Source organism: Ehrlichia ruminantium str. Welgevonden, from assembly GCF_000026005.1.
In the GTDB taxonomy this organism is placed as follows: Bacteria; Pseudomonadota; Alphaproteobacteria; order Rickettsiales; family Anaplasmataceae; genus Ehrlichia; species Ehrlichia ruminantium.
Genome location: NC_005295.2, coordinates 854012 through 879150 on the forward strand (window position 1 = coordinate 854012; position 25139 = coordinate 879150).

Consider the following 25139-nt stretch of genomic DNA (forward strand, 5'->3'; position numbering starts at 1 on the left):
AGAACTAAAATTACATACAAATAAAAACCATCAATTATTTCCTATTAGAAACTCTTATATAGTTATACAACTATTCACATAATTATTAGCAGAAGTGAAGTTTCCTTAGTATAAAAAACTACAACATACCTACGCAAACCTTAATTATATTATTTATCTCAATACATTATTAGAATATCACTTAAATCAACACAGCTATATACAATATTAATAAAAATTAATAAGAAAAACACTGAAGTAGAAAACATATAAATATAATCCTATTTATCTTTATAAAGCGATTTCCATAGCCTTTTATTTACAAAAAATACAAAAATAGTAATCACTAATAAAAATGTAATAACTTTAATCCCAAGTTTCTTACGTACTTCCATTTCAGGTTCAGCAGCCCATTGCAGAAAATTAACTACATCATATGCCATATTCTGCAATGTAGAATCTGTGCCATCTATATACTGCACTAAATGATCAGAGAGAGGTGGAGGCATAGATATTTTTCCAGTAGCAAAATAAGGATTACTATATAAGCCACTTTCATCAGCAGTATTACTTTCATATCCAACTAACAATGAATATACATAATTAGCACCATTATGTCTTGCCTTAATTATTAAGGACAGATCAACAGGAAAAGCACCACCATTAGCAGCTACAGCAGCTTCCTTATTAGGGAAAGGAGAGACAAAATAATCCGATGGAATACCTGGACGTTCAAACATCTCACCAGATTCATTTGGTCCGTCTATAACGTTATATGATTTAGCAATAGTTTTCACTTCATCTTCTGAAAACCCAACATCACGTAAATTACGAAAAGCTATCCTTTTCATAGAATGACAAGATGAACAAACTTCTTTATAAACTTGGTAACCACGTTGAATAGATGGTTTATCAAATGAACCAAATACACCACTAAACTTCCAATTAATGTTCTTAGGAGATGCAGGATGAAATTCATCTGTAGCATAAGCAGGTGAAATATATAAAGAAAATATTATGAGTATAAAACGCAGTAACATTATTTCATCTCCGAAACTGTATCACTTAGTGTATTTGGAAGGACAACTGATTTCTCATATTTAGACAATATAGGTAAGATAATAACAAAATAGGAAAAATAATACAAGGTAGATAGTCTACTAAACGTTACAAATGGTTCTTTAACCTCTTGTCCACCAAGCCAAGTTAATAAGCAAAAATTTGCAATAAATAACCAATAAAATATTCTGAAAACTGGACGATAAGCACCACTTTTAATTTTAGACCTATCTAACACAGGTAATAAAAACCATACTGCTATAGAACTAATCATCGTAACTACACCCAATAATTTGTTTGGGATAGATCTCAACATAGCATAAAATGGTAAAAAATACCATTCAGGCACTATATGAGCTGGTGTCACCATAGGATCAGCTTCAATATAATTATCAGGATGGCCTAAATAATTTGGAATATAAAATACAAATAAAAATAATAATAAAAAGAATATACCAAATGTTATACAGTCTTTTACAATAAAATAAGGATAAATAGGAATAGTATCTTTACTAGATTTTACTTCAATTCCACTTGGATTACCTGACCCAAACCTATGTAGTGCTATAACATGTAATGAAGCAAGCATTAAAATAATAAAGGGCAATAAATAATGCAATGCAAAAAACCTATTTAAAGTTGGATTATCTACAGAAAAACCACCCCATAGCCATTGTACAACATTGTCACCAACTAAAGGTATTACAGAAAATAAATTAGTAATTACAGTAGCACCCCAAAAGCTCATTTGACCCCATGGCAATACATATCCCATAAATGCCGTAGCCATCATCGCAAAAAATATAAATATTCCAACAAACCAGACCAATTCACGTGGACTCTTATAAGAACCGTAATACAAACCACGCAATATATGTATATATACAACTATAAAGAAAAATGAAGCCCCAACAGCATGAGTGTAACGTATTAACCAACCATAATTAACATCACGCATTATTCTTTCTACACTATCAAACGCATGTGCAACATGAGGTGTATAATGCATTGCTAAAAATATCCCTGTAATAATCTGTAATATTAGTGCAATACCAGCTAATGAACCAAAATTCCATGCATAATTTAAATTTTTTGGAACTTGGTAAGAAGCTAACCCCTTTAAAAAAGCACAAATTGGCAATCTATATTCTATCCACGATAAAATACCACTTCCTTCTTGTTTTTCCATGTTATTATGTCCAGACATCAATAACCTCTTACTCTATAAACTTATGCAACATCAACTCCCTTTGCACCTATTACAATAACATCTTTCCCAGAAAAATAATAATCAGGTACAGGAAGATTTAAAGGAGCAGGCCCACTAACAATCCTTCCAGATGTATCATATTTAGAACCATGACATGGACAATACCATCCTTTTTTCCCATCCTCAACTTCAACTGGAACACAACCAAGATGAGTACAGATACCAACCATAATTAACCACTGTTCCCGTCCTGAATGTGTACGTTCTTGATCAGATTGTGGATCCCGTAAATCACTTATATTAGCAGCACGAGCCTCTTCGATTTCTTGCATAGTACGCTTACGTATAAAAACAGGCTTACCTTGCCACTTTACAACCTTAGTTTTTCCTTCCTTAATATCAGACAAATTTACTTCGACAGTAGACTTAGCTATCACCTCTGCAGAAGGACTTAGAAATTTTATTAAAGGGTATACCGAAGACAACAAACCAATACCTGCCATAGATAAGGTAGTTAATCCTAAAAAATCTCGTCTTTTAACTTTCTTCTGAAATCCAGATTTTTTGTTTTCATCGTTACTCATAATTACCCTTTCAATAACTATAATAAAAATGACTTAAAGCATTTAACACAAAGTTACCATTATAGAAGCTACATCTTACTTATACAAGTATATTTTATCAATTAACTACCTTTTAATAACAAAATTACATTATTAATAGAATTATTAATAAATCATCTAAAAACTAACAAACATTAATTATTAAATGGAAACATAACAGCTTGGTGATATCCTTATACATCATGTATGATAAAAAGTAAATAACAAATCCATATATTCAAATTGACTACTATGTAGTTTAAAAAAAACGTAATAATTATAATCTAATATTCTAAATTCAATATAATACTTACAATACAAAGTTAATAATTTATTAAATTAAAATCTTAAGTAAATGTTTATTTTACCATATACTACATGTTAGGTAATTCAAATAAAATTTAGATTTACAATAAACTTACATTTTACTGTAAACAATAAACATTATTCTTAAAATACAATTTTAAACCAACAATCTTCTAAACCTGATTCAAAATACTTAATATCTTACTCTTGCATTTTTCTAATTTTTCAACATTAGCTTCAGTGATTTTTGTACTACTTAACATATTATAATCTGAAATCTCTTTAACTAATTTGCAATATTGCTTATCTATCTCCACAAATTTATCATTTAAAGACTTCTTAATTTCTGGATAATCTTGTTCACTAATCTTCAATTCATTCTTAACATCACAAAGTAATAATTGATCAATAAGAAACATAATTAACAAACATGATACCATAACACCATATAAAAACAAATCTGTTAAATCAGACATCTCAAACATTGCACTATGAAACGATTGAGATAAAAAAATTAACAATGCTATACTAAATATTATTAAATTTATTACACGATAAGAAGCATAGTAATCATAATACTGCATATTACGCGGTAATAAGCACTCCTTTTGTATATCAGTACAAATCTGATCATTAGAAGCAAAACCACTAAAATGCAGTTCTGTTTCTCTTTTTATAGCACTTAACCGTATCTTTAAATTAATTATCTTAACTTCCAAAGCATGTATAGACTGTTTTTGCTTCTTTAGTTGATTATACTCAACAGACTCTTTCCTCAATATTATATTAGTAATACAGAACATTATTAAAGCACTGGCCAATAATATCCCGTATACCTTGAATTTTGTAAATGTTAATGGGTCTTTATTACTACCATATATTGAAAAAAACATTACAATGCCAACACTTAAGAATGACATTACAGCAATTACAGCATTGCTATTTTTATTGCAAAAATATCGCATTAATACATTTCCAACAAAGATTAAACATGCAAAGCTGCCTACTACACCAGCTGTACGAGCTGTATTCTTTAAAAGTGGCATAATATTCCTTGTTTATGCAATATTATATTTATTGTAGCATATTTTTTTAATATCGTAACTATAATTATTATTTTTTATATATTATTAGTGTATAACAAAAAAATAATACTAATAAATAATCTTACATGTATCGGATATTTATCATAAAAGAAAAACAAATACTTATAAAAAATAATTAAAGTAATTCTATTAATCACACTTTTTCTTAAAAAACACATACCTATGTAATATAAACCTCTAATTACTAATAATGTCCCTGACAGATCAAGCATTATATAGAATAAACTTATCTACAGTTATTAGCAATCATTCTTTCTAAAAAATTAATTGAAATTTATTAAATATTCTTACAATAATTAAAGATATTTAATATATAATTTAAAAAATTAAGTATTTATTTTAAATATATTGAATCTAATACTAATTAACTAACTTACCTACAGAATACATACACAATAGAAAGATAAATGATACCATAATTACTATAGGACCAGGAAAAATATCAAACTTTTCAGATAATAACAGCCCAATGATACCAGAGAATACAGAAATAACTGTAGATATAATGATCATTTGTAATGGAGTTTTTGATATAAACCTAGCTGCTGCTGCTGGAATGACTAAAAATGCAGTAATTAATAACACCCCAACTAATTGCGCTGCAAAAGCAATAAAAATAGACAATATTACTAAAAACTCCAATTTTATTAATCCCATATTTAAGCCTTCAGATGCTGATAAATCATTACTTATTGACATGATTAACCAATATTTCCACCTATATATAATAAGAACAATAACTACTATTGCTACACTAAACATTATTACTAGATCCCTATTCGTTAACATAAGCATATCTCCAAATAGAGAATGTATAATATTATTGTTTGCAGAGGGAAAAAAAGATAATAATATCATTCCCAAAGACATGGTCACATTAGTTACAATACTTAACACTGTATCTATAGAGTGAACCTTACTAATACCATAAGATAGTAAAAACGCAAAAATTACAGAAGTACATAATATCCCAGCAGATATATTAACATTTAGCAATATAGACAAAGCAACACCCAAGAGAGATGCATGAGAAATGCTATCCCCTAGATAAGAAAGGTTTTTCCATATCATAAATGAACCAAGCGAACCTGTAACCAGACTCACTATTACTATGGCTATCATACCATTAATAAAATAATACTCACTAATAATCTCAAACATAACAACTTATAACGATATTAAAGCTGCACAAATATTTCTACCTTCATATAACAAAACATTATATGTACGACAAACTGCTCCAGTAGACATATGTTCAAGATTAAAACCAAATTCAAAGAAATAGTTTTTTATTTCATTAGGTACAAAGATATGATCTTTGCCCGTACCAACCAAAACAATCTTTATCGTCTCATCCAATAATTCAATGATACTGTTCAAATTAAAAATACTAAGATTTAAGTAAGGAATAATCTTATTTGGAAAAATAATATGAGATCCTAAATATACATTATCATTCACAAAAAACTTACCTTCACCATAACCAGTAATTACATTTTTATCAGGACAAATAATCGGTGTGATATCCATTTTCTCTTCTATATATAATCTTAGGAAACTTATAACTATATATTAGTTATGAAATTAGTGTAATTACTAACTTAATAATTATTTACTTAACAACTGGCAAGCTAGTATAAAATATTTATTGAACAAACACTATTACTATAAATTAACTACACTACACAAAACACTTAATATATACTTACAAACCATATAACACAAACCTACTATAACAAATTGATAATACTCTATACAGTACAAATAAGCTATATAGAACAAGTCATATTAACTTCAACAACATAGGGTATAGCAAATACCAGATTGTTTCAACTAAAAAGTCAAGTTTGACCTATATGAACATACTAGATTGTAAAAAAACAAAACTACTTAATATATACTAAAGTATATTAATAACCAGATCTATATTATTATCTACTTATTAATAATAAATAGCTTATAATCTACAATATTAATACTAGAGCCTAATTCCTCTTCTTTCTTTTTTATTAACTCAGAAACTGTAAATTGACTATCCATAATAAACATTTGATTCATTAACACCACTTCCTGATAAAATTTAGCCATTCTACCATCTATTATCTTTTCTAAAACTGATGCCGGTTTATTTAATTGTTCAACCTGTTTTTTTATAATATCACGTTCCTTATCTATAACATTTTGATCTAAAACATCCAAAGATAAAGCTTCGGGTTTTGTTGCAACAATATGCATAGCAATTTGTCTTGCAAATATTTTTAACTTTTCAACATCACAATTAGATTCTAAAGCAACTATTGCACCCACTTTTCCTAAATTATCAACTATAGGATTGTGAATATATCCACATACTACACCACTACTAACAGACAAACAGCCTATTTTATTTAAATGAATATTTTCACCTATTACTGCAATATTACTCATTATTTCATCATTAATATTAGTATTATTAGCATATTCACATTTAAGAAAGTCTTCTATATTTTCAATCCCATACTGATTAGCTAAAAAAGCTAAATTTAATACTAACTTCTGAAACTTCTCATTTCGTGCTACAAAATCAGTTTCTGAATTCACTTCTAAAATAGCACCTTTATTTCCATCTATACAAATAGCTACTAAACCATCTGACACATCCTTATTGGATTTCTTATAAGCTTTTGCAATACCTTGTTCTCTTAAATAAGTTTTTGCTTTTTCTATATCACCATTACAAGAGGTTAATGCGTCCTTACAATCTCCAACACCAGCACCAGTAAGATCTCTTAACTCTTTTATCGCATTGATATCAACCTTCATTATTACTTCCTCCTATAAGATCACTTTCTTTAATATTTTCATCAGCATTAATAGTATTACTTTTATTACTCTTATTATCTTTATTCATCTTTAAAAAATCTTCTCTCCTTTCTACAGAAAAATCCTTAATACCATCAACATTAATACCAGACTTAGCTAAATCAGAGCGTATTGCCTCTAATATAGTGTCTGATATAATCTTACAGAAGAAATCTATTGAACGTACAGCATCATCATTACCAGGAATAGGATAATCTATACCAGTAGGATCAGAATTAGTATCTAAGACTGCTATAACAGGAATGTTCAACTTATTTGCTTCCCTAATAGCAATACGTTCCTTATTTGTATCAATAACAAAAATCACATGAGGTAATCCCCCCATATTACAAATACCACCTATAGATCTATCAAGCTTTGCACGTTTTTTCTCAAAAAGTAATAATTCCTTTTTTGTAAACTGATTATCTACATTTTGTAATAACTTTTCATATTCTCTAAGTTTCTTTATTGACAAAGAAATAGTTTCCCAATTTGTCAACATACCTCCTAACCACCTATTATTTATATAATACTGTCCACAACGTGTAGCCTCATCAGCAATAATTGCAGAAGCTTGAACTTTAGTTCCAATAAATAATACCCTACCTCTTTTAAGTACTATATCATATAAAGCACTCAATGCATTCTTAAGTAAAAATACAGTACTTTGTAAATTAATAATATGAATATCGTTATGTACCCCATATATATAAGGAGCCATTTTTGGATTCCATCTACTTGTTTTATGACCAAAGTGAACACCACACTCTACTAAATCTCGCATTGTAAATTTTGGCAAATCAACCATCTTATTCTCCTAATCTCATAATAGTTACTCCTCCATGAAATAACCTGCGAAACAACACAGGACCATTATGCTATATCATGTGTGAAATATCATTTGAAAAATAATCCTACAACGAAACTAACAATATAGAAGTCATCTAATAAGATTAGACCTCAAATGAGCTCAATCATAGCAAGAGCTAACACTATTAGCAAGAACTTTATCATTAAATTATTTATTAAAAACTACATCAGTAAATCAGTATGATGTAATTAATATATAGATTCTTGCTACACTATCAATCCATTAAGCATATAATAGGCACTATAAAATCAATAAATAATTGAATTATAAATTTATATAATAAACCACTAAATAATTGAAGTAATTTATACATACAGAAACACCATATATTTTTTACATCTTCTAACATCACACAAGTACAAAAAAACACATTACAATCTATAGTACAACACTTATCTTAATATATGTTTTTAACTTAACGACATGTAGAATATTAAAAATCCAAATCAATAAAATAAACATAATACAAGATCAATATGCTATTAAAATCAATTACAAGAAAACCACATATAATCTTTCTTAACAAATAAGTATTGTAACAATTACAATAATACAAAGCTATATAACTTCAGCATATTCAAAGAAGTGATAACAATTAACAAAACTATAAATTAGATTCATTATATTTACATAAAAAAAAGATAAGATTTTTGGAAACTTGTTTTCCAATATCAAATATTTATAATCCCAATAATACATATGATGCATTTATACAATAATTCACATATTATCAGTAAAAAAATGTAGTAAAACATATCCACTCTACAAAAAGTGATAATATTTAAATAATTCACTACATCACCTATCATTTACTAAAATCCTGTATATTAGACAAGATTTTTTCAACATTCATTTACTAATATAAATATTTCATAATCTACACTATCTTGATTACTAATGTATTTTTATAACTATTTATAATATCACTATATATATGACAATCTCTATCAACAATAACACAATATCATCTTGGTATATTAGCTCTATAAAAATTTAAAACACTTAAATCTATACTAAATAATTACCATAATCTCCTGTAAAACTCAGATTTTTTAGAATCATACCCAGAATCATGACTAAAACCCAATAATCATGATAATCTAGAAATCAACACATATTAATAATATCAATAAAAAAGCGTACTCTTCATAAGATATTATGCATACAATATTCTATCAATCATCACTAATACATTGAGTATGTATAGCAAAACACATATACAAAAAAATATCATGCTAATTTCATCTATGTTCTTCATAAGAATAGACTTATATAAAGTATTTGACATGTAAAGAATATTAAAAAAAACTTCATATACCTATAAGATGATCTATACAATCTTTATTGGCAAGTATATCGTAACATTAGTAATTTAACACGAAGTTATAAACTATCACTTGAACTCTGATCAATTAGCTTTCTTAACTCACTTTATTTAGATACCATTATCCAAATGAATAACGTATACAATTAGCATGTGTAAATACTATAAATTAATTATTAATATATCAATATTATGTACTTTACATTATTAATATTACAAATGTTTACAACTATATAGGAAAATATTGACTCAAAATAGAATAAGTCTCATATAATGGTAATCCTATCACAGAAGAGTATGACCCATTAATCGATATTACAAATTTACCAGCATTACCCTGTATATTGCATGCTCCAGCTTTTCCCTTCCATTCTCCAGATAATATATAAGAATTTATTTCTTTGACAGATAAACGTTTAATCTTAACTACTGTCATGACACTTCTATAATGCAATTTCTTACTAGGAGCATATAAATAAACAGATGTATATACCCTATGTCTACGACCTGATATTAATTCCAAAATTTCAAATGCTTGATCTTCAGTTTCTGCTTTTGGTAATATCTTCCTACCACAACATACAACAGTATCTGCACCTAATATAAACTTTTTAGGATATAAAAGACTTACCTTAATTACCTTCTCTTTAGCTACACGCATAGAATAAATTTTTGGTAATTCTTTTTTTAAAGGACTCTCATCTATATTCGGAATTACTATCTCACCTGGAAGTACTCCAAGCTGATTTAATAAGCATAACCTTTGTTTTGATGAAGAAGCTAATATTAAGTTATCAAACTTAAACATCTGTAATCTTTAATCGTCTAATAATCCTACCTTTACCCACATTACCTTTACTAAGACCATAAGTACTAACCTCAACCAATACTCTATCATGCATTAAAATACGTATCTTACTTTTTCTTATTTTACCTGAAGCATGAGCTATTATCTCACAATTATCGTTAAGCTTTACCATAAAAGTTGCATCACGTAATAACTTAACTACAATACCTTCAGCTTCAATTATACCTTCTTTTGTTGCCACTATATTTAATTCAAAAAATAAACCTTATACAGTGTAGAGTATGAACTAGTAACCTGCAACATAATTTTTTTTCCAATACTAGTATAATATCTCCAGCTACTCCAGCTACTCCAGCTACTCCAGCTACTCCAGCTACTCCAGCTACTTACTATTTAACAATTTTAAAAACATGCAAGAAGTTTTTCAAAAAACATGTAACTATATAAATTATGACACATACTTAATATACGCATTATCTAATACATATTCGTGCCCTAAAGTAATTATATCAAGTGTATCAGGAATATTACTAACCCAAACATCACCATTATATTCAGTATCAATAATTTCAACAGGTATAAATTTCACTTTATTATCAACAATAATTTTTATCCCTAAATCCCCATTATTTTGCAAATCTAAAGCAGAAGAAGAGATTTTATGAGCTTGATATTTTCCTACAGGAACCTTTATGGAATATACAGCACCTTCAACTAAGATCTTAGTATCACTATTATCTAATAACATCTCAACTCGGTAAGTTCTTGTGTGACGATTTATTACTTTACTAATAAAAACAATAGGAACTTCTATCTCCTTATCTTTTATCATAGAGATACTACACATATCACCTACTTTTAATCTGCTAATATATTTTTCTGGAACATAAGTAACTATCTTTATTTTTGCAAAGTCAACTAACTGTACAATAGGCAACCCTGAACTATTAGATACTAAACCACCAGTTTGTACATTAATTTTATCTATAAAGCCTGCAAATGGAGCTTTTATATCAGTATTATCTAAATTAATTTCTGCTTTCTTTACATCTGCCCTTGCTGATTCCAAAGCAGCAAATGATAATGCATCATTTATTTCAGATCTATACCCAGATTCGTTTAAAGATTGAGATGCTTTATATTCAAGCTCTCTTTGTTTTAATAAAGCTTGAGCTTGTTTAAGTTGTGCTAATTTCTCATATTTTTCTACTTTGACTAAAATATCACCTTTTTGTACATAATCACCATCTCTCACTAATATATCTAAAACTTTACCACTAACCTCTGGCATAATATTTACGGAACGAAAAGCTTCTACTTCTGCCATTAAAGATAAATATACTACTTTTTCTTGAGCATGAGAATTTACTATCTGAACATTAGCAACACCATTATTAGAAGTATTTATTATATCATTTATATCATTATGATGAACATCATTTTTCCTAAACACCCCAATAGTAATCCAAATAACAGCTAATAATATTATGAAACATGCTATTTTATGCTGCAGCTGCAAACCTAAGAGTTTCTGTAACATAAAACATACCTAAATTAAAACACTTATTTATTTCAAATACGCTGCCTCACATGCATCCTTAAATGCTTCATTTACATCTGGATGAGAATGGGAAATACGAAACACATCTTCCGATGATGCACGATAAGCCATAGCAATAGCTGCTTCATTAATGATAGTATCAGCATATGCGCCAATTATATGTACACCTAGTATTGCATTATTTTCTTTAGAAGTAAGAACTTTAACAAATCCTTCTCCATTATTTGTAATTTTTGACCTACTATTTGCAGAAAAATTAGATTTACCCACATTGTATGCATAATTAATATTTTTTAAACTCTCTTCTGTTTTACCAATAGATGCAACAGCAGGATGTGTATATATAACAGATGGAATAATATCATAATCTACATGAGGAATGTTTCCAGCAATCAATTCTGCTACAGCAATCCCTTCCTCTTCTGCTTTATGAGCAAGCATTGCTCCACCAATTACATCACCAATAGCAAAAATCCCTGGTATATTAGTTTCATATTTATTGTTAACCTTAATAAACCCTCTAGAATCACATTCTATGCAATTTTGGTCAATCAATCCATCAGTATATGGCATACGCCCAATAGATATAAGAACCTTTTCTGCTTCTATAATTTCAGATTTTCCATCTTTTACAGATTCAAGATGTATTGTTAAATTATCTGAACTTTTATCTATAGAGGTGACTTTCGTTGATAATTTAAAATTAATTCCTTGCTTTTTCAAACTAGCAAGTAGTGCTTTACTTATATCTATATCCATACTAGGAGCAATTTTATCAAAAAACTCAACCACTGTAACTTCAGAACCAAACCTACTCCATACAGAGGACATTTCTAATCCTATAGCTCCAGCACCAACAACTACCAATTTTTTAGGAACTTCTTTAAATGATAAAGCAGCTGTAGAAGATACAACATTCTTTTCATCAATCTCAATACCAGGAAAACTTGCAACTTCAGATCCAGTAGCAATAACAACATATTTAGCAGTTATTTTCTCTTCACCATTATTTCCAGTAACTGTAATATCAAAATTGTTAGAGTTTATAGATCTTATTTTACCAACACCACATAACCTATCAATTTTATTACTAGCAAACAAATAATTAATCCCATTACTTAATTCAGTAATATTCTTATTTTTAAAGGACATAATTTTATCTAAATTGAAACTCAAACTATTACAAGTTATTCCAACTTCATCTAGATGATTTTTGATGTGATAATACTCATGAGAAAAATGTAATAAAGCTTTTGAAGGAATACAACCAACTCTTAAACAAGTACCACCTAGGATCTCATTTTTATCTACACATGCAACCTTTAAACCAAGCTGAGCACTCCTAATCGCACACTTATACCCTCCAGGTCCTCCACCAATAACTACTATATCATAATTTTGCATACACTTCTTCCTATACTTTTTTATCAAAAATAACTACCTTATCCTTACTTGTAATAATGTACACTGAAGAATTGAGAAATATTGGTACATAATAAGATGATGGTAATATATAATTTACTGATTTTAAGGCTCCAGATTTAGAGTCTACTAATATAACACAACCATTACTTCCCATTACCAAAACATTATTATCAATTATAACAGGAACATTCCATTGAATTTTTGGCTTTTTATACTGTAATAAGTCATACTGCCATAAAAACTCTCCTGTACTAATATCTAATGAAATAAGCTTATCATCAATAATAGCAACTATATAGTTCTCTTTAATTCCAGAAATTCCTTGAATATTTAAGTCTTTTGACCATTTCTTCTTACCGGATTGAATATCAATACTTGATATATTACGAAATTTATCTATAACAATAACATCCTGCTCACTTGCACTTAAAGAAGCTCCACCAACAAAAGCAATATTATTATTTGTACTATCAGATACACTGATTTCCCATATCTTTAGCCCATTGGTAGAATTAAATGCAATAATTTTCCCATTAGAAAAAGATAAGACCACAATATCTCCAGATGATACTCTAGAAAAAGAGTAATAACTCTTTACTTCAGGTATTGATTCTTGACCACTCCACAATAACGAACCATCACTTAAATTAAAAGAATATAGATAATTATCTATTGTAACAACTATCAAACTATCATGAACCACAATAGGAGCACCTGCTATGACACTTCTCAAGGTTTTTTGCCATTTTATTTCTCCAGTATCAGCATCAATTCCATAAACATTATCATCTACTGCATATATTACCATATTTTGAGAATATAATATACTAGCCCTATATAACTTACCATATTTTGAAAAATCTAATTTCCAGTAATATTTATCTAGATTCTGCTTACTCACAGAATACAGAAAATAATCCTTACCTAAAAATATAATTCTATCACCTAGAATAACAGGTATTACACCTCTCTGCATTTTCAAAGAAATAGTATGCATCTTCCCAATATAAAAATCACTGCTAATGTTTACACCATCATTTAAATTACTATTAGTTTCTTGAATTACCTCACCCTGCTTTTGCAGTGTTTCATCTGCCAATGCTGCTATTGAAAAACAAGATATAAAAACAAGTAAACATACAATATTAGGGTTTATCATGTGCTTATATAATAAAATGTTATATTACTAAACTAAGTATATTACTTAAACAAAGAAATCAACTACTTTTACATTTAACAAGCCAATAACATATCAAAGTATTTTAAATAAATCATTAGAAATAACAACATGAACCCTAATTATAACCAACAAATGTATACCAATTTTTATATTATATATAGAACAGTATTATTTAAAATATAAAACAAGATACATCTAAAATAGAATAAAATATTATGTATATTATCAATGAGTTATAAAACACTTTTAATTTAACTTATAATAAAAATTGAATATTCTTAAATTAATCACCAATTTTTTAATAACACCAATCCACAAAATACTAACTCACATTACAACTTAATAATAAATAACATTAGACTGTTCTGTTAATAATAATTATTATTAATCAATAAACATAGCTTTTTAGTAGGAAAACTTAATATCCTCAAGTTTTACATTAATATTTGCAAAATTATATAATATATTATTTTTGTATTCTCACATATACAAGAATGATAATTTTATTACAAAAAAACTTAATATATTCAAACTTTATACACGTTACTTTGTAAAAATTTATACATATCTTTGTATTTCAAGATAGAAAAAATAATAACTTGTATATAAAAATTTTTATGACAAAACAACATCACTATGAATAAAAGCAATTACACAATAATGTATATAATTCGGTAAATAAAATTCAATATCTTCATTTATCTATATAATACTGTACAAATAATTATACTTATTGTTATACTTCAATATTAAAAATTGAAAAAAATATCTCTACTATGTCTTAACTAATGTGATATAGTAATCATAGTCCAAGTTCTACCATAAATTATGACTAATCATTCTGTAATCTTGTGTATATTAGATGGGTGGGGTAACAATAAAAACAGCCAATTCAATGCCATTGCACAAGCAGATACACCATATTGGGATAGTATAATTTCACAATACCCACAAAGCAATATAGTTACCCATGGACCAGATGTGGGATTACCAGATAGACAAATCGGAAATTCAGAAGTTGGTCATATTAGCCTAGGTAGTGGCAGAATTGTCCTACAGGATTTATGTAGAATTAATGAAGAAATAAAAAATATAAGAAAAAATACCCATTTATTAGAATTTACAGAACAAATAAAAAGGAACAATGGCATATGTCATATAGCAGGATTACTATCTGATGGAGGAATACACTCTTCCCTATCACATATGCTAGATATTATTGATGCATTATCTTATCTAAAAATCCAAGTAGTTATTCACATATTCCTAGATGGACGTGATACCCCACCAATATCAGCGTTAAAATATATCAATATCTTATGCTCTCACATTAAAGACCTCAGCAATGTTAGCATTGCAACAATAAGTGGTAGATATTACTCTATGGACCGCGATAACAGATTAGATCGCACAACAAAAGCATATAACTCAATAGCATTTGGACATGGTAAACGTTATGAAGACCCTATATCAGCAGTTCAAGATAATTACAATGCTGGAATTACAGATGAGTTTATCATACCCTGTGTAATTGGCAATTATCAGGGAATGAATCCAACAGATGGATTTATCATGACAAATTTTAGAAGTGATAGAGTTATACAAATCCTCAAGATGATTACAGAAGATCAAAACACTAATCATATCACACTAAAAAACACAATAGGAATGATAAAATACTCTAATGAACTCAATATCCCTTGCTTATTTCCTAATAAAAAAATAAGTAACACACTTGGAGAAATTATATCTAATCAACAATTACATCAATTAAGAATAGCAGAAACAGAAAAATATGCACATGTAACTTTCTTCTTTAATGGTGGCAGAGAAGAAGTATTTGAAAATGAAGAAAGGATTATTATACCTTCACCTTCTGTAACAACATATGACTTAGTACCAGAAATGTCTGCATATGAGATTACTGATACACTTATCAAAAAAATCAACTTACAGAAATACTCTTTAATTATTATAAATTACGCAAATGCAGATATGGTAGGCCACACTGGAAATATAGAAGCAACAAAGAAAGCTATAACAACTCTTGATCAATGTTTAGGCAAAATACTAAAATGTATACATAATACTAATTATATATTGGTCATTACTGCTGATCATGGAAATGCAGAAGAAATGTTTGATGTACAAAATAATATGCCTTATACAGCACATACATTAAATCCAGTGCCATTTGTAGTATGTAATTACCCTAAAAAAATCAAATTAAAAAATGGCAGATTATCTGACGTGGCACCAACAATTTTAGAAATCCTTAATATAAAACAACCAGAAGAAATGACAGGCATTTCATTAATTGATACAAGTAACTAAGTAGTTATTCACAGATAATTTTCAAGCAAATTTAATATAAAATAATGTAGTATCAGAAATTAAAAAAATTAATCTTAAAAGAAATACAAAGACTTAATTATTATATTTTCACTAAAGCACATATAATGTATAATAAGTACTATGCTCAGTATAACTATATTATTAATACGAAAATTAGGTTATGGTATTGCAAGTATAATACACACAATAACTCTGCCAAGACTTAATTAATAAAATTACTTAGATAATAATGATTAAGATAAAGTATATTACCCAAAAAACTTAACACATTATAGTAACATTACTTAAATTTACTATTCTTCTAAATAAAAAACAATAGATATTCATTAAATGGATAAAGTACTTTATCAACCAATTATATAATACTTTTAAAACACACTATATATAATGCTAATAGATTTTCACAATAATTAAAATTACCTCATAATAAGCAAATTTCATAAATATCAATTATTTCCCTAAAAATCTCATTTTGTATTAGTAATAAGATTACATTTCATAATATACAGAAAATCATCTAGTAATATCAAATAATCCAATACCCATTTACCTTATATAGCTCATTTATATATTACTAACTTATAACATTTTATATTTAATAATGATCATTAACATATCAAGACAGATACATACTAGGCAATACTGTTACTATCTTACATCACAGTAATTCTCCACTAATATATAGAATATCAAGTATTACTGTTATATATGTGATTGACTACAAACGATACATTAATGATATTGAAAAATATTTATTAATTTTAACAATCTAAAAAGACTTATCCCGTAATATTGCAAAATCTAAATTATATTACTAACAAAATAACATATCAAGACAGATACATACTAGGCAATACTGTTACTATCTTACATCACAGTAATTCTCTACTAATATATAGGATATCAAGTATTACTGTTATATATGTGATTAATTACAAACAATATATTAATGATATTGAAAAATATTTATTAATTTTAACAATCTAAAAAGACTTATCCCGTAATATTGCAAAATCTAAATTATATTACTAACAAAATAACATATCAAGACAGATACATACTAAGCAATACTGTTACTATCTTACATCACAGTAATTCCCTACTAATATATAGGATATCAAGTATTACTGTTATATATGTGATTAATTACAAACAATATATCAATGATATTGAAAAATATTCGTTAACTTTAACAAGCTAAAAAAACTTATCCCGTAATATTGCAAAATCTAAATTATATTACTAATAAAATAATATATCTTACCAATACAATCATTCTAAATGCAAATAGTCACTATAAAATTTACCTTACCTATTCCTTTAAAATAACACATATTAATAATTAACATCATATGGGTTTTTATTCTTTTTAAAATTCATTCTAATGGGAATTCCATCAATAGAAAAATATTTCCTTAAACTATTCATTAAATACTGTTGATATGTTAAATCTATACCATACAAACCATTAATAACTATAGCAAAAGTTGGAGGCATAACTTTAATCTGTGTAATATATTTTAATTTAACTGTTTTACCATTAAATAATGGTGGTCTATGATGATCTACAGCAAGTCGTAACCACTTATTCAACATAGGAGTTGAGATACGCATTGTTAAATATTTATATAGCTCTATACTCTTTTCAAGAACCATATTACAGTTAATATTTTTAAGAGCAGAAATTTCTATTATTGGTACATCAAAACTTAATTTATTATAATTACGGATATCTCTTAATAACCCCAATCTATGTTCCTTAGAAATTACATCCCATTTATTTAATGCAATGATGATCGCTTTACCTTTCTGTATTACAAGCTCAGCAATTGATAAATCCTGCTGTTCCATACCACACACAGAATCTATCATTAAAATTATTATATCCGATCTATTAATCGACTCTATACTTTTATACACAGAAGTTACTTCTATATTTTCAGTAATTTTTGCCTTTTTACGCATACCAGCAGTATCAATCAAAATAAACTTCTGATCTTGATATTCATATTCTATATCAACAGCATCACGAGTAGTACCAGGCTCAGAACTAACAATCATTCTATCTTCACCAACCAATCTATTAACAAATGTTGATTTCCCAGCATTTGGCCTACCTACAATAGATATTTTAATATAAGAAGAAGTGAAATTTTCTACATTACTTTCTGGAATAAATGGAATCAAAGCATCATATAAATCTACCATACCTAAGTTGTGTTCTGCAGATATATAAATCGGACCTATAAAATTAAAATACTCTAAGTAATCCACCTCAGAACACTTTTTTCTACTTTCACATTTATTTGCAATCAAAATTATAGGTTTATGAGTATTTTTTCTCAAATATTTTGCAAACTCTATATTCTTAATATCTCTTTCAACTCTTGCGTCAACAACAAAAAATATTACATCGCAAGCTTCTATAGCTAATTTTACTTGATCCAATATTAAAACAGATAGTTTAATCCGATAATCTACACCACCTGTGTCAATAACCTTAAATTTTAAACCACATAAATCAGCACTTCCCTCTCTTCTATCTCTAGTCAAGTTAGGTACATTACTAACTATAGCACTTCTTTTTTTTACCAACCTATTAAAAATAGTAGACTTACCAACATTAGGCAACCCAACTATAGCTACTTTTAACATAGAAAAATTTCATACCTTTATTTGTACATGATTATACAGCATATAACCTATTTCTCACATGTTAAATTTAAAGCTTAAGAATCAATATATTGTGATATATATTCTATTTACTCACTAAATAAAACGTATAATATAACAACGGCAATTTTCGTATTCATTAATACCATTAAAACAACAAGTGTTCTAATAATAAGATAATCATATCTATAGAGCTACTTTTAATCTCAGAAAACTTAAATTTCTATTATATACTACATAATATGTGATTTTTTTCTTATATATTAAAATTAAAACAGGTAAAACTATACACTTACATCTGATTACTCATTTAAGAAAAAGATCTCAAAAACAATAGCATTTTTCTCATTATCATCAAATACAGACTACATTACACCAGACATACCGATTAAGGTTTACTCTTAACAAAAAAACTTAGATTTTATTATATAATTAACTCTCATGTTACTAATAATATAGGGAAATCTCAACTATAATAATTGAATCACAAAAAACTTATTTTACAAAATACTATTCATAAATGATAATTATATAGTTAAATCAAAAAGAATTTGTTATATAATTTGCAAAATCTATTAACTCTATACATAAATAATGTCTCAAATAAAAAACTATTTAAACGCTATCCTAATGCTATCTGATGGAAAATATTTCCTTGGAAAATCTATAGGAAACAAATCTAATGCTGTAGGGGAAGTATGTTTTACTACTTCAATGACAGGATATCAACATACTATAACAGATCCATCATTTGCAGGCCAAATAATCACATTTACTTTTCCTCACATTGGCAACATTGGAATAAATAAAGAAGACTTTGAAAACACTCAAGTACTAGCACATGGAATTGTTGTGAAAACAATATCAGAAGATTCCCATTCAAGTTCTTACTCAAACTTAGAAAATTGGATGATAGAAAATAAAATAACTGGAATATCTGAAATCGATACTAGAGCATTAACACGTCACTTAAGAAACTATGGATCACAAAATGGAATTATACATCATTTCCATGACATGAATTCATTAAATCTAAAAGAGTTACAAAATACAGCATCTCAATACAATTATGTAAATCATTGTCAATCAATTTCACAAGCTTTTATAAGTGATTACAATCAAGAACCAAAGTACAAGACCTTATACAACATAGTAGTTATTAATTTTGGAGTAAAGTCCAGTATATTAAATGCTTTATCTAATATAGGATGCAAAGTACATATAGTACCAGGTCATGAATTTAATTTAATAGATAAAATATTATCATTCAATCCAGATGGCATAGTATTATCAAATGGTCCAGGAGATCCATCTGCAATTTCTGAACATACTATACAACAAATTAGAAGTATAATAGAATTAAAGGTACCAACATTAGGAATCTGTCTAGGGCACCAACTAATTGCACTAGCATTAGGTGCACAAGTTAAAAAAATGTTATTTGGACATAGAGGAAGTAACCATCCAGTATATAATAAAATGCTCAATAACATAGAAATTACTAGTCAGAACCACGGATTTACCATAGATGAAAACTCATTATCTTCAAACATACAAATAACTCACACATCTCTGTTTGATAACACAATTGAAGGTATTAAAGTAGAAAATTATCCCATTATTTCAGTACAGTATCATCCTGAAGGCAGTCCAGGACCTAATGATACAAAGTACATATTAGAAGATTTTGTTAATTTAATACAGGAAAAAACTGTATAAATTTTTTATAAGTTAACAAATCCCAAATTATTCAAAATAGTTATATGTTTTTAATATTTATCTAACCCATAAACAAAATAACAGACAATTATACTAAAATACATACTTAAGAATTATGCTAACTGATGTAATTATTTTTCTCAAATCAATAACATTATCTAGCAGGAAGAAGATTTGGTCTAAATGCACCAAATCCGGCAGCAATTAAAGAATATTTAAAATTTTTTATGAACTAATATTTCAACAATTAAACAAGCAGCAAATTATCCACTAACTAAACTATCTAGAATTATAAATACATTTAATACTATATTTCATATAAATAAGATAACCTCTAACTATATAAGATAAATATTTAAGGGTTATATTAACTCAATAAAGAAAGTTTTTTAAGTTTAATAATTTTATTCTATGTGTTTTTAGCATCTAATAGCATTCAGCTTATTACCTACTTCCATACTATAAACTCATAGAAAATTAATAAGATAAATAATCAATTACTCTATCTTAACACACATACAGATGTATAAAAAATATTCTGAAAATTAATAAATCATGTGTCTAATATTCAAACTAAGTATACTAAAAACTATTTAATTAAACTAAGCTTGATTATATTAAAATGTAACATTACATAAATAAACTTATAATATTTTTAAATATACTTAAAAAAACTACCATACTAAAGTTTTTATCACTTTGATACTATCATGAATTAGTAAAATTCTATACGATAAATATAAATTGACATACTACATACAGAACAATACAATCAATATTGTTGCATTTAGTTGATAAAAGTTATGCATAATGCAATATACACAGACCTACAAAAAGAAGTAGAAGTCATTTTAGCAAGACCAAGAGGGTTTTGTGCTGGTGTTTCAAGAGCTATAGAAATAGTAAAATTAGCAATAGAGTATTATAAAGATACTAAAACAATATATGTACTACATGAGATTGTACATAACAAATACATCGTAGAAACTTTAAAAACCATGGGAGTAATCTTCATAGATAAAGTAGATCAAGCTCAAGATGGGTCAGTATTAATATATAGCGCACATGGGGTTTCAAAATCCATAAAACAACTAGCAGAATTACGAGACCTGGAAGTTATAGATGCAACATGTCCATTAGTAAACAAGGTGCATAAAGAAGTTCAGTTATATGATAAGTCAGGATATCAAGTCATCTTAATAGGTCATAAAGGACATAGAGAAGTAGAAGGTACTGTAGGACAAATAAGCACTCCAGTAATTATAGTACAAAATTTAAATGACATAGATAAGATAGAAATATTTGACCCAGATAAGCTTGCATACGTCACTCAAACAACTTTAAGTGTAGACGATACAAAAGTAATAATCGACAAGTTGAAGAAGAAATTTCCAAATATAAAAGGACCAGATTTAAAAGATATATGTTATGCCACTCAAAATAGACAAACCACCACTAAACGTTTAGCTGAGCTAGTAGATATAGTATTTATATTAGGAAGTAAAAATAGTTCAAACTCAAACCGTCTTAAGGAATTAGCCGGAATACAGACTCAAGCTTTTTTAATAGATTCTTACAAAGAAATTGATTTAAACCTATTAAATGATATAACAAAAATTGGCATAACAGCAGGCGCATCAGCTCCAGATATACTAGTACAACAAGTCATAGATTTTCTAAAACAACACATGAAGGTTAAGTTATCAGATTTAGAGATTGTACAGGAAAGCGTAACATTTAATGTACCTAGACAACTTAGGCAATATAAAGAACAATATAATCCTATATAGAATATTATAGAAATTATTGGCATTTTTTACATTGACTTATATTAGAGTAAGTAACTTATTGAAATAATAATAATACAAATTTCTTACATTAAAATTTTTTTTATCCAAAGCCAAAAATCTAAGTATTACTTACACAATAGCTTGCAAGGTTTTATTTTTCTAAATTTCATAATAAAATAACCCACTATTAAGATAAAGTATAGAACCATATACATTTCATACTAAATATCTCAATACTAATTACTTTATAACCAAGAAATTCACCATTATTCAACAAATGCTATAAAATAAATTTATATACAATATTCAACACTGAACATTACTAGAGCTTACTTTTTAGTATATTCCAAAAAAGCATAGACATTATCAAAATAGGAAAACAGAATTACATATCTTTCATATCAATATCTCAATACTAATTACTTTATAACCAAGAAATTTACCATTATTCAACAAATGCTATAAAATAAATTTATATACAATATTCAACATTGAACACTACTAGAGCTTACTTTTTAGTATATTCCATAAAAAGTATAGCTATTATCAAAATAGGAAAACAGCATTACATATCTTTCATATTAATATCTCAATACTAATTACTTTATAACCAAGAAATTTACCATTATTCAACAAATGCTATAAAATAAATTTATATACAATATTCAACATTGAACACTACTAGAGCTTACTTTTTAGTATATTCCAAAAAAGTATAGCTATTATCAAAATAGGAAAACAGAATTACATATCTTTCATATCAATATCTCAATACTAATTACTTTATAACCAAGAAATTTACCATTATTCAACAAATGCTATAAACATAGATATGCTATATACAATATCTAATAATGTACTATCAAGATTATTTGTATATGTATTTCAATAAAATAACATAATAACTATATATCATAATAACCATATATTATTAACGATAGAATATCCATTTTTAATAAAAACTATAAGATAAAAAAATTCATGCTACTGGTAAAATGTGTTAGCAAATATTCTACACATGTAATATAAGACAATAATAAGTCTTTTTACAATCCATAGTAATAAATAACATTATTGACTAATACAAAAAACTAATTAAAATTACTGAAAAAAATATGGAGTAATTATATTAGTAGTGGCGTATCTATTAAGATCATAAAATTAAATAACAGTGATCTTCCTCTACCGTTTTATGCAACAGAACAAAGTTCTGGTATGGATTTATGTTCAGCAGTTGTATCAAGCATAGTGTTAAAGCCAGGATGCAGAGAGTGTATAAAGACCGGTATTGCAATTTCTGTACCAGATGGATATGAAGCTCAAATTAGGCCAAGATCTGGTCTAGCTCTAAAATTTGGTATAACTGTACTTAATACTCCAGGTACAATAGATGCTGATTACCGTGGAGAAATCATGGTAATCTTAATTAACTTAGGAAATGAGGCATATACTATTAATTATGGAGATAGGATAGCACAAATGGTAATAGCTCCTGTTACTCGCATATCATGGAATCTTGTCGAAGATCTTGAAGCTAATACCACAAAACGTGGCATTCATGGATTTGGATCAACTGGTATATCAACATAACACAAGTTACTACTAAGAAGTCTCATTCAATTAATTTTTCAGAATGAAGCTATAGTAGTTTACATTTTATGTTATTCTGAAATGTATATTTACCAGTTACAAAATTAATTTTTCTAGTTTAATATAAAACATATCATCTTAGACTTATAATAATTAATAATACAGCTCTGCTGAAAACACAAATATACAACTGATAATCCATTTCATACTTTACTATAATCACAACTTTATACTTTTAAATTGATAATTTCTTAGCTAGATTAATAAATAACCACAACAATACAATATTTAAATATAACTAACAATATAAACACATCAGTAAGTACTCTACTTCTTAAAAGTTTTACTACAAATTAGTAATAAATACTCAAACTTATATTTCAAATGTATACTAGCTAGATTACATAAGCACGTATAGATTTATAAATACTACAAAAACATATATAATTATTATATAAACTTTGAAATAAGAAAATAAACGTATCTTAATACAATTTACTAAAACTTAGGCTGTAATGCTACTTACAATTTTATACTTTAAAAATGTATTTCCTTAATTAAGAATATCACATAATGCATATAGTAAGCATATCAATTTGTAATATACAAAAGTTTAATACCTAACCAACCTATTGTAATCACTTATACAATTCTACAATTTATAACTAACAACATTCAGAAACACAATATTTTTTAAGTTTAGAGACCTTAAATATACTGATATTGACTGAACGACA

General features: G+C 27.2%; 18 protein-coding genes. 4 read left to right on the plus strand and 14 right to left on the minus strand.

Annotated features, from left to right (window positions below):
* Positions 1–260: 260 nt before the first annotated feature.
* The 13 genes from ERUM_RS02745 to ERUM_RS02805 all read right to left on the minus strand — a co-directional run bounded on the left by ERUM_RS02745 (position 261) and on the right by ERUM_RS02805 (position 14254).
* Positions 261–1019, minus strand: coding sequence for a cytochrome c1 (locus tag ERUM_RS02745; protein ID WP_011155182.1), 759 nt, complete (start codon positions 1017–1019; stop codon positions 261–263).
* Positions 1019–2245 (minus strand): cytochrome b, encoded by a 1227-nt coding sequence (locus ERUM_RS02750; protein WP_011155183.1) that lies wholly within the window; start codon positions 2243–2245, stop codon positions 1019–1021. The genes ERUM_RS02745 and ERUM_RS02750 overlap by 1 nt, the downstream gene beginning before the upstream one ends.
* Before the next feature lie 23 nt (positions 2246–2268).
* A complete protein-coding gene (petA, locus tag ERUM_RS02755; RefSeq protein WP_011155184.1) occupies positions 2269–2832 on the minus strand; it encodes a ubiquinol-cytochrome c reductase iron-sulfur subunit in 564 nt (187 codons plus the stop codon).
* A 497-nt stretch (positions 2833–3329) separates the two neighbouring features.
* Positions 3330–4202 (minus strand): hypothetical protein, encoded by an 873-nt coding sequence (locus ERUM_RS02760; protein WP_011155185.1) that lies wholly within the window; start codon positions 4200–4202, stop codon positions 3330–3332.
* Between the two features lie 420 nt (positions 4203–4622).
* On the minus strand, positions 4623–5423 hold the full coding sequence (locus tag ERUM_RS02765; RefSeq protein WP_011155186.1) for a metal ABC transporter permease: 801 nt from the start codon (positions 5421–5423) through the stop codon (positions 4623–4625).
* A 6-nt stretch (positions 5424–5429) separates the two neighbouring features.
* Entirely contained in the window at positions 5430–5792 is a 363-nt protein-coding gene (locus tag ERUM_RS02770) for an Mth938-like domain-containing protein (protein ID WP_011155187.1), read from the minus strand.
* 405 nt (positions 5793–6197) lie between these two features.
* On the minus strand, positions 6198–7064 hold the full coding sequence (tsf, locus tag ERUM_RS02775; RefSeq protein WP_011155188.1) for a translation elongation factor Ts: 867 nt from the start codon (positions 7062–7064) through the stop codon (positions 6198–6200).
* Positions 7054–7914, minus strand: coding sequence for a 30S ribosomal protein S2 (gene rpsB / locus ERUM_RS02780; protein WP_011155189.1), 861 nt, complete (start codon positions 7912–7914; stop codon positions 7054–7056). The genes tsf and rpsB overlap by 11 nt, the downstream gene beginning before the upstream one ends.
* 1616 nt (positions 7915–9530) lie before the next feature.
* On the minus strand, positions 9531–10109 hold the full coding sequence (locus ERUM_RS02785) for a Maf family nucleotide pyrophosphatase (RefSeq protein WP_011155190.1): 579 nt from the start codon (positions 10107–10109) through the stop codon (positions 9531–9533).
* On the minus strand, positions 10102–10350 hold the full coding sequence (infA, locus tag ERUM_RS02790; protein WP_011155191.1) for a translation initiation factor IF-1: 249 nt from the start codon (positions 10348–10350) through the stop codon (positions 10102–10104). Before infA ends, ERUM_RS02785 begins: the two co-directional genes overlap by 8 nt.
* A 207-nt stretch (positions 10351–10557) precedes the next feature.
* Positions 10558–11649: an efflux RND transporter periplasmic adaptor subunit gene (locus ERUM_RS02795; RefSeq protein WP_011155192.1), complete on the minus strand. Its 1092-nt coding sequence runs from the start codon at positions 11647–11649 to the stop codon at positions 10558–10560.
* 27 nt (positions 11650–11676) lie between these two features.
* The gene (gene lpdA, locus ERUM_RS02800) at positions 11677–13074 is read right to left on the minus strand and encodes a dihydrolipoyl dehydrogenase (protein ID WP_011155193.1); all 1398 of its coding nucleotides are present in this window, start codon (positions 13072–13074) and stop codon (positions 11677–11679) included.
* Positions 13075–13084: 10 nt separating this feature from the next.
* On the minus strand, positions 13085–14254 hold the full coding sequence (locus ERUM_RS02805) for a PQQ-binding-like beta-propeller repeat protein (protein ID WP_011155194.1): 1170 nt from the start codon (positions 14252–14254) through the stop codon (positions 13085–13087).
* 849 nt (positions 14255–15103) lie between these two features.
* Between ERUM_RS02805 and gpmI the strand changes: the two genes are divergently transcribed.
* Positions 15104–16609, plus strand: coding sequence for a 2,3-bisphosphoglycerate-independent phosphoglycerate mutase (gpmI, locus tag ERUM_RS02810; RefSeq protein WP_011155195.1), 1506 nt, complete (start codon positions 15104–15106; stop codon positions 16607–16609).
* A 1356-nt stretch (positions 16610–17965) separates the two neighbouring features.
* On the opposite strand, the gene der is transcribed toward gpmI, so the two are convergent.
* Positions 17966–19285: a ribosome biogenesis GTPase Der gene (der, locus tag ERUM_RS02815; RefSeq protein ID WP_011155196.1), complete on the minus strand. Its 1320-nt coding sequence runs from the start codon at positions 19283–19285 to the stop codon at positions 17966–17968.
* A 612-nt stretch (positions 19286–19897) separates the two neighbouring features.
* Between der and carA the strand changes: the two genes are divergently transcribed.
* The 3 genes from carA (at position 19898) to dut (ending at position 24402) form a co-directional block, all read left to right on the plus strand.
* The gene (carA, locus tag ERUM_RS02820) at positions 19898–21022 is read left to right on the plus strand and encodes a glutamine-hydrolyzing carbamoyl-phosphate synthase small subunit (protein ID WP_011155197.1); all 1125 of its coding nucleotides are present in this window, start codon (positions 19898–19900) and stop codon (positions 21020–21022) included.
* A gap of 803 nt (positions 21023–21825) precedes the next feature.
* Positions 21826–22812: a 4-hydroxy-3-methylbut-2-enyl diphosphate reductase gene (gene ispH / locus ERUM_RS02825; RefSeq protein WP_011155198.1), complete on the plus strand. Its 987-nt coding sequence runs from the start codon at positions 21826–21828 to the stop codon at positions 22810–22812.
* Between the two features lie 1155 nt (positions 22813–23967).
* Positions 23968–24402 carry a dUTP diphosphatase gene (gene dut / locus ERUM_RS02830; protein ID WP_231837252.1) on the plus strand — a complete coding sequence of 145 codons (435 nt, stop codon included), beginning with the start codon at positions 23968–23970 and terminating at the stop codon, positions 24400–24402.
* Positions 24403–25139: the final 737 nt, after the last annotated feature.

Excerpts from the sequence above, each read along its gene's own strand:
- ERUM_RS02745 (WP_011155182.1), bottom strand. The coding sequence starts at position 1,019 with ATGTTACTGCGTTTTATACTCATAATATTTTCTTTATATATTTCACCT.
- ERUM_RS02750 (WP_011155183.1), bottom strand. The coding sequence starts at position 2,245 with ATGTCTGGACATAATAACATGGAAAAACAAGAAGGAAGTGGTATTTTA.
- petA (WP_011155184.1), bottom strand. The coding sequence starts at position 2,832 with ATGAGTAACGATGAAAACAAAAAATCTGGATTTCAGAAGAAAGTTAAA.
- ERUM_RS02760 (WP_011155185.1), bottom strand. The coding sequence starts at position 4,202 with ATGCCACTTTTAAAGAATACAGCTCGTACAGCTGGTGTAGTAGGCAGC.
- ERUM_RS02765 (WP_011155186.1), bottom strand. The coding sequence starts at position 5,423 with ATGTTTGAGATTATTAGTGAGTATTATTTTATTAATGGTATGATAGCC.
- ERUM_RS02770 (WP_011155187.1), bottom strand. The coding sequence starts at position 5,792 with ATGGATATCACACCGATTATTTGTCCTGATAAAAATGTAATTACTGGT.
- tsf (WP_011155188.1), bottom strand. The coding sequence starts at position 7,064 with ATGAAGGTTGATATCAATGCGATAAAAGAGTTAAGAGATCTTACTGGT.
- rpsB (WP_011155189.1), bottom strand. The coding sequence starts at position 7,914 with ATGGTTGATTTGCCAAAATTTACAATGCGAGATTTAGTAGAGTGTGGT.
- ERUM_RS02785 (WP_011155190.1), bottom strand. The coding sequence starts at position 10,109 with ATGTTTAAGTTTGATAACTTAATATTAGCTTCTTCATCAAAACAAAGG.
- ERUM_RS02795 (WP_011155192.1), bottom strand. The coding sequence starts at position 11,649 with ATGTTACAGAAACTCTTAGGTTTGCAGCTGCAGCATAAAATAGCATGT.
- lpdA (WP_011155193.1), bottom strand. The coding sequence starts at position 13,074 with ATGCAAAATTATGATATAGTAGTTATTGGTGGAGGACCTGGAGGGTAT.
- ERUM_RS02805 (WP_011155194.1), bottom strand. The coding sequence starts at position 14,254 with ATGATAAACCCTAATATTGTATGTTTACTTGTTTTTATATCTTGTTTT.
- gpmI (WP_011155195.1), top strand. The coding sequence starts at position 15,104 with ATGACTAATCATTCTGTAATCTTGTGTATATTAGATGGGTGGGGTAAC.
- der (WP_011155196.1), bottom strand. The coding sequence starts at position 19,285 with ATGTTAAAAGTAGCTATAGTTGGGTTGCCTAATGTTGGTAAGTCTACT.
- carA (WP_011155197.1), top strand. The coding sequence starts at position 19,898 with ATGTCTCAAATAAAAAACTATTTAAACGCTATCCTAATGCTATCTGAT.
- ispH (WP_011155198.1), top strand. The coding sequence starts at position 21,826 with ATGCATAATGCAATATACACAGACCTACAAAAAGAAGTAGAAGTCATT.